Source organism: Noviherbaspirillum malthae (genome assembly GCF_015352985.1).
Taxonomy (GTDB): domain Bacteria; phylum Pseudomonadota; class Gammaproteobacteria; order Burkholderiales; family Burkholderiaceae_D; genus Noviherbaspirillum; species Noviherbaspirillum malthae.
Window position 1 is genome coordinate 1 of record NZ_JACYXF010000122.1, and the last position, 9,594, is coordinate 9,594.

The 9,594-nt window shown below is 55.2% G+C and carries 6 protein-coding genes; 1 reads left to right on the top strand and 5 read right to left on the bottom strand.

All coding sequences use genetic code 11. The features are described from left to right. Window positions 1–203: 203 nt before the first annotated feature. From IGW03_RS36405 to IGW03_RS36425, 5 genes are all read right to left on the bottom strand, one after another. Window positions 204–3,554, bottom strand: coding sequence for a VPA1262 family protein (locus tag IGW03_RS36405; RefSeq protein WP_194727270.1), 3,351 nt, complete (start codon window positions 3,552–3,554; stop codon window positions 204–206). Window positions 3,555–3,838: 284 nt separating this feature from the next. Next, a complete protein-coding gene (gene qatD / locus IGW03_RS36410; protein WP_194727271.1) occupies window positions 3,839–4,570 on the bottom strand; it encodes a Qat anti-phage system TatD family nuclease QatD in 732 nt (243 codons plus the stop codon). After that, window positions 4,567–5,781 (bottom strand): Qat anti-phage system QueC-like protein QatC, encoded by a 1,215-nt coding sequence (gene qatC / locus IGW03_RS36415; RefSeq protein ID WP_228536321.1) that lies wholly within the window; start codon window positions 5,779–5,781, stop codon window positions 4,567–4,569. Before qatC ends, qatD begins: the two co-directional genes overlap by 4 nt. A 68-nt stretch (window positions 5,782–5,849) precedes the next feature. Continuing rightward, window positions 5,850–6,677, bottom strand: coding sequence for a Qat anti-phage system associated protein QatB (gene qatB, locus IGW03_RS38995; RefSeq protein ID WP_194727273.1), 828 nt, complete (start codon window positions 6,675–6,677; stop codon window positions 5,850–5,852). Beyond that, window positions 6,677–8,563: a KAP family P-loop NTPase fold protein gene (locus tag IGW03_RS36425; RefSeq protein WP_194727274.1), complete on the bottom strand. Its 1,887-nt coding sequence runs from the start codon at window positions 8,561–8,563 to the stop codon at window positions 6,677–6,679. The genes qatB and IGW03_RS36425 overlap by 1 nt, the downstream gene beginning before the upstream one ends. A gap of 671 nt (window positions 8,564–9,234) precedes the next feature. Between IGW03_RS36425 and IGW03_RS36430 the strand changes: the two genes are divergently transcribed. Next, window positions 9,235–9,471, top strand: coding sequence for a metallophosphoesterase (locus IGW03_RS36430; RefSeq protein ID WP_194727275.1), 237 nt, complete (start codon window positions 9,235–9,237; stop codon window positions 9,469–9,471). Window positions 9,472–9,594 lie beyond the last annotated feature (123 nt).

The window sequence follows — 9,594 nt, forward strand, 5'->3', positions numbered from 1 at the left end:
AAGGGACGCAACAGCAAATCTTTAAAATGAGGATATCCTGTGGATAACTCGCCCGCCGTTCCCATTGAAAAATAAAGAACTTCACAACCAAAACCTACGCAACATCAATCCGAAACTACCAAGATTATGCATTCAGCATCACCTCGCTGCGACAAGCGGCGGTCGCTACTCCAGAGACCTAACACCGTGAAGCGGTGGGCACATCAAATGTCATCTGTTGAAAGCTCATCGCCGAAGCAATCGCGTGTTTGCCGCCAGAACTCAAGGAGCGCAGAGTCGGTAATGCTTCGACGTGACCATGTCCAGCGCTTTGCTACTGTAACGGCCGATTGATGTAATTTAGTTAGTGCACTTTCCCGGTCGCTTGTCATCGGCCGTGGAGTATTGACGATAACGAGGCGGACCAGACATGCAATCCATAACGCTTTCACACTGGCATCGTGAGTCGTCGAATAGTCTCTCTGGTGCGCCAGAGGCCTGTTGGTTACCTGAGTAATCCGGCGCATTTCATCATTCAAAGGCTTAAGCAGCTTGCGCCATCCCGATTCCGACGTCAACGCAAGCAACGCTGCCACCTCTGATGTAAAGGCACCCTCCATATTGACTTTGAATAGGAGACTTCCTCGCTCATCGGCGTCTCGCCACGTACTTAGCAACTCAGCAACCCAAGCTTCAGCTGCGAGATCAGTTGAAAGCTTTCCCCCTTCAATCAGTGGCGCAAGTATTTCACCAAGTATCCACGGAGGGTTATCGTACAGTCGACGAAGCGGATTTCTCATTGAATTGAGCAATGGATCGAGCCATGTTTTGTCAATGGTTTCTGGGAGCGTCGACAGTAGCTCTACGAGAACCACGGCGCGCAATGTAGTGCTGTTGCGACCTTGCGCCAGCAGCCACCCCAATACGCCTGCTCTTTGTACAGGAGATAGCCGGTCGATTCCTCGCACCTGTTCCACAAGCTGCGGGCTGTGGATAAGGCGTTGCTCTAGTCCGAGCAAACCATACCAGCGAATGTACGCATTCTTACTGGCTAGCAGGGCATCTAACTGTTGATCCGAGGCGCCGAATCCGATACTCAGCGAGATACGCGATAGTGCATGGTAAAGCTCCAGTTGGCGCCGCCGATTTTTTGCGTCAAGAACGCTCTGATCCTCCATCCAGCGGACCAGCGTCATTGGATCGAAATACCAGAGGACCTTGATCGCGTATCGGTCTCCCCAGAACAGCGATGACGCATAGATATCGAATCCTTGTAGCCAATGCGCAGACGGAAGCAGGTCCTCATGAGACTCGTTGAAACGCTCCATGATATCCCGTACTGGCCCGCGATCAGAAGGCTGCCGTGCTCCGGAGCGGTCTGGGTCGAGATACGCGCATAGAGCCGTGCCCAGCCCCGGATCGTATCTGGACGGATTGTCCTGCAGATCTGTGATGTAGGATCCGGCAGGCGACTGGGCAAAGACTAACGAAAGCGCATCCCACCATGCAGAAAATTCCTTTGCATTTCCGCTGTAAGACCAAAAGGCATCAGGAAGACGTCTGAACAGTTCGCTGTGCAACCCGTTGTTTTCGTCGATATGACCCAATGCGCGAAGTCGTTCTCTCAGCGCATCTCCACTGAGAGTCTCAAGCGAATGATCGCCGCTCCACCACGCAAACACCTTTCCGGAGAGCGGCAAGGAAAATGCGTCGTGGACCACTTCAGCTTGCGGTCTCTCGGTTTCAACAGAGCTGCTGTCAAACAGAATCATCGGCGTCAAGTCATCCGAACCAGCTTCGAATACGTTGTGCGCAACACGTTCCAGCATTTGATCTGCATAATTACAAATCTTTCGCAGGATGTCGGGAGGGATAGGTGTTATGAGAAGAGGATAGTTTTCGTTCGCCTTCTGAATCGAGTTCGAGAGGTGATAGCCAACCACTGGCTCCATCCGCTCATCCCTGATCACGATCATTCGATCATGTAAGGTTCCTTCCGGCAGACCCACCACTTTCATGCGGACGCTGCTCAGTTGCTCTTTCCACACCCGGCAAGCCGAGACAAGCCTTGTAATGCGGGTGCCGACTGGAGTGTCAGGCTGATTCTCTAACGCTCCATGGGAGTTCCAATAGAGAATGTGTTCGTGCCATTGATCAACGAGGTTCAGGTCCATCTTCTGTGTAAAAATCACATAGTTCCCCTCGGTGAATCCGTACTGATTGATCAGTGATACGCCGACGTCCTCCATGTAGGGGTCAAACCAGGCTATGTGCTTGTCCTGGTGTTCAGCGAAGAGTCGCTTGAGCCATTCGGCCAACTCTAGGCGGCCTGTATTTTCACCCTCGGAGTAACGTTCAAAGAACCTCCCCGTTGATTCTTCCGGCGCGAGGTCACGAACGACACGCGTCATTTGCCGATTGATATCTACCCATGCATCGACTTGTACACCGCGGGTGGTCTGCCTTGACGTATGCGTTTGCCGCGAAAGTTCCTGTGCCGCCTCGAGCCGTTTGCGGTCTCTGGATCTGACGGCCTTTGCCAGCCAATCAGACGCCACCCGTGTTGTCGAGCCCCGGACATGCATCTGTGTACACATTTCCCGTATCAAGGTCGTACCCCATTGGTACACCCGGCGACGACTATCAACACCTTCTTTGTAAGCGTCGATCTGCACAGTCAGGGCAGTAACCATGCCTTGATATTCGTTTGGCACGGCAAACCAGACCTCCACTGGAAATTTCTGACTGTGCCGAATCGTCGCTTTCGCCACGTGAAAGAGCGCGTCATCGTTCAGAAGCTGCACCTCCAGCTCCAATTCTTCGTCAATGCCGCCGAGCGGCGACACAATACGAACACGCACACCCGGCACGCTCGCTTTAAATTGAGCTTCTATCTCAACGGTGGGCCTCTCGTCGTCAGTCAACGAAGGAAAGTTTCCTATCTCGAGATCACCGGTCCTCCACGCGTCGATCCCCGTAAAATCAAGCCCCATTTCCGAACTGAGGATGTCTAGCACTAGTTTCACCACGTCCGGCTGCGCACGTCCTTCAAACTCGAATAACTCTGATTTAGCTACTGGCGTAATGGCGGCGCTGTCCATGCTTGCCATTGATGAGGGACTCAGGCGATTCGTACTGAAGCGAAAGTAATCCCGGGCTGGCAGATGCATAACCGGGCGCGTAATCAACGTTTCGCCGAGCGTCAAGCTGGCGAAACGCACAGCATCGGCAGCGACGTTCAGGCCCGCATTGCAACTTGCTTGTGCAAGGGAACCTCCCTCGCACAAACCCAAAAGAAGAGGCCGAACTTTTCCTCCTGTTACGAACGCCGCAACACGCTTGACTTGAACATCGACACAATCATTTACCCGCGTTAGCGTATCCTCCCGCTGTGTGTGCCATGTGTCGTTGGCAAATGTGCAAGGCAACACCCGACCGTAGGCCAATTTATTGGCTACGCGTTCACCGGACTTGAACTGCAGCACCCATAGCTCCACTGCGCAGGGGCCAGCCCGCTCCCCAACGATCCTGTCCAGGCGCGCATCGGAAAAAATCTTGGTGAAGTCGTTATTCATCTTCTAGTTTCGGCAATTAGGGGTTATATAGAGGTTCGTCGACGACTGCACTGATGCCATCCTTCGCATGTATTACAGCAACATCGACTCCACACAGAAGTAAGCTTAGTCTGGCCGTCATCAGGTTCGTGCCAGGGAAGACGCGCGAGGCGCGCCGCTGTTGGCCATGCCCCGCCGTCATTTTCCACAAGGATCTTTACGCCATTATCCCAATGCCTCGAGAATCGAACTGGTCTTCGGTGTCACTCTGCAACTATTCGTGCAAGCATGCGCTTGTATCCGCTTTATCTAGCTCCCAACAACCGCCGAAGGTTGTGCTTCAGTTGCTCCTCGACGATGTCCAAAGGCTGCGACCAGAGTTCGGCGAAGACGTTACATACCCGCCAGGCATCCCACGGTTTGAGTGCGACTCCGTCGGTCATCGTGAAGGGCCCATCGGTTTCCGGAAGTACGCGATCCCGCGGCATTTTGGAAACGAGATGACGTCCCTTCGCACCTGCTAGCATCGACGGTCCGACACTGAACCAGCAGCCCATTCGGCAAGCGGTGTGCAGCTCTGCGCCATTACCCGAGAACCAGTGCAACACAGGCGTTCCTGCGGACTTGGACGTTGCCAGGAGCTCCAGCACACGGCCCGCCGCCCCCCTGGAATGGATGCTGAGAATTCTGCCCCCCTGCGTCGAGCATTCGTCGAGCACCGCCTGAAAAATGCGCTCCTGTACCGCTAAATTCTTGCGGAAGCGTGACGATCCGTCCAGACCGACCTCCCCGATGAAGCGGGCACCAGCTACACCGCCAACGAGCGCATCAAGCTCGCCAACCTTGCTGTCAGCAACTTCCGGATGCAACCCCAGCGCCACCTTAATGTTGCGCAGCCCAGTAAAAACTCGTGACGTCGCGTGATACGCACGGGGGCTGGTGGTCACCACCAGGGTGAATTTATTCCGCTCGTTCACTTCACGTGCGAGCGCCAATCCATTCGGATACAGGTCGAGATGGGAGTGAAAATCAATCACAGGACATTGTGAAGCCGAAGTAGTGCGCCTAGCTCGCTGAGTCCCCGTTCCACGACCCCTTCGAACTCCGCTCGACGTGCTGGTGCAGCAAACGCAAACTGACCGGCAGTCATTGCGCGAATCCCGCTCTGCTCGACTTTGAGCACAGCTGCCGCCACCGCAGCCACATCGTTCGGGCCCCTTTCGGGTCGTGCCGCACTCAGGTCCGGAAAGACATACGTCGCCGTAGTGTCCGTCATGCCAGCACGAAGAAAAGCAGAGCGACGCACCAGGCATGGGACGCAGCGACCGCAGTGCTTCAACCCAAAAACACTGTACCGACCGCAGCTTGTAGATTGGCCCGCGAAATTAGTCAAGCTAGCCTGATCCAGGCAGGCGGCCATCATTTCGCCCTTGGTCAGCGCGGCATACGGGAGGCGAAGAACCGCTGGAATGTCCAGTGCCGTCCAAAGCGCCTGCAAGCGTTGCATGAAAACCGGATGCGTCGTCTTGGTACTTAGGCTGCCAACACGTCCCGCATTCAATGGAACATTCAAGCTGATCAGGCCGTTCTCCGGCACGAAAACATCGACCGGAGCGCCGGTCGTAGTAGACGAGAGGTTGTCTGCTGCAAGCGCGGCGAACGCGAAGAAAACAATAGACCGACCCCGTGTCGAACCCTCGCCGTCGCGCTGCGGCTTCAGCCAGATGTTTTGGTTCCACTGCAGGTGACGCTCGGCCCCTCCCAAGCGTTGGGCATACCAGCGCTGGGTTTCTGAGTCTCCCTTTGCAATGTGGGAGACAAAAATTGGCGCTCTGCCCTGTGCGGTAAGGTCCAGTGCACCTATCAGACTATCGAGACCTCCCGACAGCAATGAAACGCAATCCGCGTCATGGACCGTGCGTTGACGCGGCCTGGGGGGCGGATAGCCACCTTCTATAAGGGTCAGCCGCCAGAAATCTCCTGTCAAGAAGCGAAGCGCCTGCTGGATCTCCACAACCAGCTGTCGAAATGGGTCAGGTTCGTAAAGAGCAACCTCCAGGTCGATAGTCCTTGTCCACCCATCGGAGGATGCGTTGCGTTCGACAGCATGGTCGGCGGCATTCACAGCGAGTGCCAATGTCAGAAAATCCCAGCTCGCGGCACTTGGCGAAATGCCAGCTGACTTGATATCGTGCACGAGCGAGGTACCCACTGTGCTGACGTCGGCAAGACCATCATGGGCATACATCGATACATAGACAATGCTGGGTGACCTCGATTCCGGAATCAAGTCCTTGGGAGCGCAAAACACCCTAGTCATATCTGAGCCTCGAAAAGTTCAAACGTCATTGTCAATGTCTCTTGTAAAATCGAGTCAAGCTGCGCTCGTGTGGGATTTGCGTTCCGGCCCCGAAGCAGGTCGACATGCATTCCCAGTTCATTTTTGATGAACAACCGCATTTGGCGTTCACGCATGACCGCTGTAGTAGCGTCAATCTGCGCGCTTTCGAAGACTGGCCCCAAGTCGAAGCAAACCCTGTTTGCCACTTCTGTGGCAAGATAGCCTTTCATGAGTTCCCAGATGTCGTCGACTCGCATGTCTAAAGGATCGACTGTAGGGTCATCTCTCACCAGGCCGGACAGCGCCAAGGCCATCGCATCTCGGAGAGACTCCTCATCGGCGCTGCCACCTGGGGGTGCCAGTTCACGCACAATAGCATCGACCACGTCGTCTGCGGATGGGTTCGTTGCCCGCAATTCATCAACCCATCGGGCTGCGTCCGCCGACGAGCGCTGGCTGATGGCATTTAAAAACGAGAACAGCTCGGCGCCAGCCCGGGTTGACGCGCGCATCCGACTTGCTGCGGCGCCAGCCCCACCACTGCCCCGCCTGGAATAGTGCCCAAGTGCCTTTCCGAGATGCTGGGTATCGCCGTTCCTGACGTACTTGCCTAACTCGCGCCGAGCATCGCCATATCGGGCGGACGGTGCGGTGCCTGACGCACCAGGCGGCGATTCGATTGCTTCTCCATCGCTAGGTGGAACGGAACTTCCCGCGCCGATATCGCCGATTACCTCGTCTATCCAGGGAGGATCAAGGCTCACTCCGCTGTTGGGTCCCATGCTCGACGTGGAAGTCCCCATTACTTGCCTCGGCTCGACTTCTGAAGGTACTGCCGCGACTTCGCGGAAGTCTCGGGATCATCCTCCCACTCTCGAAGGAGACCGTCAGCCCAGGCCCGCGTCTTCAAAAGAGGCAATAGCGCCAGATCACGCTTATTGCCGGGAATCTCAGCCAGGGCAGGAGCAAGTTGGAGTCCGAGCGACGGATGAGCATCGGTGCAGTTGAGGCATCGTGTAATATCTTCGATCTGCCAATGGTCTTCCCGCGCCTTCCGTATGGCCCGCGTCAATATCCGGGAAACGTCGCCCTCACCCAATTCCGCCAGCTTGGACACAAGGAGCTTTGAAACCTCGTTCGCCGCCATGGTCGCTTCGAGCAACTGCTTGGCTGCCGGAGATAGCTCGTCATATGCCGCCAAGCCCAGACTGCGGTCACGGCTAAGATGTAGAATGGGACGCAAGTCTTTTGTCGCAAGACGGGGATTGAGCTTGACCCATTGCTCATAGAACGATCCGGTCCACGATGGATGTGGTGGCACGTACTCTTCCGCTTTCTCCGCTGCTGCTTCGAGTCCGATCAGAAATTCAGCCTTGCCTTCAGTGCCAGTAGCAACCGCTTTAATGAGGTATTCAAAAGCCGCTGTGGATGCGCAGCGCTCGAACAGCTGGACTTTGACAAGTTCTTCGAGTGCCAAAGGCATCTTCATCGCTTCCGCGACGGTGCGCCGAATCATCAGATTGTTGAGGAAGCGTTTGATCAGACGAGGGTTGCCGGCAATCTCCGCTGACGTCACCAGCAACGGCGCGAGTTGGTCTGCGATATCGAGTTCCCTCGCGATGGCACCTTTCTCCGGCTCGAACGCCTTGTCAAGTACATCGCGGGAGATCCCCGTTCCCCACCCGCTTTTGAGCTGATCAAGAATCGCGGCCTGTCCGTCGAGCTGAACCTTGGGCGTTAGGCGACCTTGTCTTGTCGCCCAGTCGGTAAGCAGCAAGGCCAGGTACGCCTTCACTTCGTTGACACCTAAACGTGGCACCCGCAGAGGAATCTGGATGAGTTTATCAAAATAGCTTGTCACCAAGCCGTCTTCGATGTCGACGCCCTTGAAATGCGCGCGGACCGCGCCGCGAATCATGCTTTCGTCTGCGGCGATAATGAATGCAGTGCGCTTCACATGGAGCAACAGTCGCATGGCCTCCAGCGTCGCGATCGCAGTGTTCGGGAGGCACCTGTCCAAATCATCGACGAAAACGACAAGATTGACCTCCAGCTTTTTCAGCAGGTCTGCGAACGCCTTGCGTAGCCCTTCGATTTCCTTGGGTAGCGACGACTCCTTCTTCTCTCCCAGAACCTCTTTGAGATCTGGCGACAGATCAGCGTACGCCGCCTGAACGGCTTTCAGGTTTTCCTCGCGCTTTTCCGCATCATTGAACCCCTGGACCAGTCCTGACACGGCGCCGAAAAGCGTGCCGAGCGGCCCGGCAGCGACCGTCCCGACTGCAACGTGCGTGATGACGGGTGCGACGATACGGCCCACCTTCAGCAACTTGACGCGCTTTGCGAAGTCGGTAGCTTTCTCAATGAACGATTTGCGCTTCTTCGCCTCTTCTACAAGGCGATCGGATACTGCCTGCAGCAGTGCTTGCCGAGCGTCTTCGTAGCCTTGATACAACCACGCGTTGAATTCCATCAAGATATAAGGCGTTGAGTCATTAGCTTTCTTTTGCGTGTTCGACTCCAGATCGGCTTTCACAAGCTTGACGAGAGTCGACTTTCCAGCACCCCAGCCACCCGAGACGCCGATAGTCAGGGGCGTTTCTCCCGCATCTCGAATAAGCGCCGCAGCCGCGCTGGCCACCATGCCGAAGTTCAGCAGGTCAACCTCTGCCTCGATGTCATGCCACACGTTAGAGTTCCCTTATATGAAAGGTCCCAGTCTCGAGCGCCGGTTAAGGCTCGCTCGGATTACGGGAAGACGCAGGTGCCTGCGACTGTTTATCCAGGCGTTCAGCGGAAGATCACGAAACGGATCGGGAATGCATTCAATATCGAGCATATAAAGTGCATGGGTAGCTGAACGCGATCAAATTAATCAAAGCCGACGCTTTGAGAAACATGAAATTGTAATGGATATGCTGCATGTGACAAAAGGGAAGACGAAAATCGGTGTGCTGTTAGATGTTCCGACCTAGCCCGTACGTCCGGGACCTTGCTGAAGTATGTGAGGCCAGCCGGTGCACCGCATCTTCGCCTGCTACCAATGAACCACGCAGAGCGCGCACCGGCGCCTTATTGAGCCGCTCTCGAACATACTGGCCCCCTGGTCGGCTGTCCCCTCAGACTTGAATGCGCAGGGCATAAATCAGTCTCTGATCAGTCCAATGCGTGGTGTTCGGCCCAGCTTCCATAGGGAGGCCACATAGCCCTTTGTGTTAGCACAAAATTAGCGGGAACTGCCTATGCAAGATCCTTTATTGGTCTATAACGGAATAGGTATTCCAGAGGCATACTTCGTCTGACAAAGTATGCACGAAGAACACCGGCAATCAGCACCCCGGACTACCATAGGATTCTCGCATGCTTATTCAGCCATTCAACCGAAACACGCGTGGTCGCGACCTTATCGTTGGCGACATCCACGGCTGCTTTAGTGCACTGCAGGCGCATCTTGACGTGATCGGCTTCGACCCGAAAGTCGAAAGACTGTTCTGTACCGGCGATCTCGTTGACCGCGGTGCTGAGTCCGACCAGGCAGAGGAATGGCTTGCCAATAAGCCTTGGTTTCATTCAGTGCTCGGCAATCACGAGCATTAGGAACCCTATTCTCCATTTCGTAAACAAACAACGCCCCGCCTCAAGCGGGGCATTTTATTACGCGTTTATTTCTTGACAAGGCATGTAAACGCGTAAATACTTAAGTCACACCTTTTTATTTCG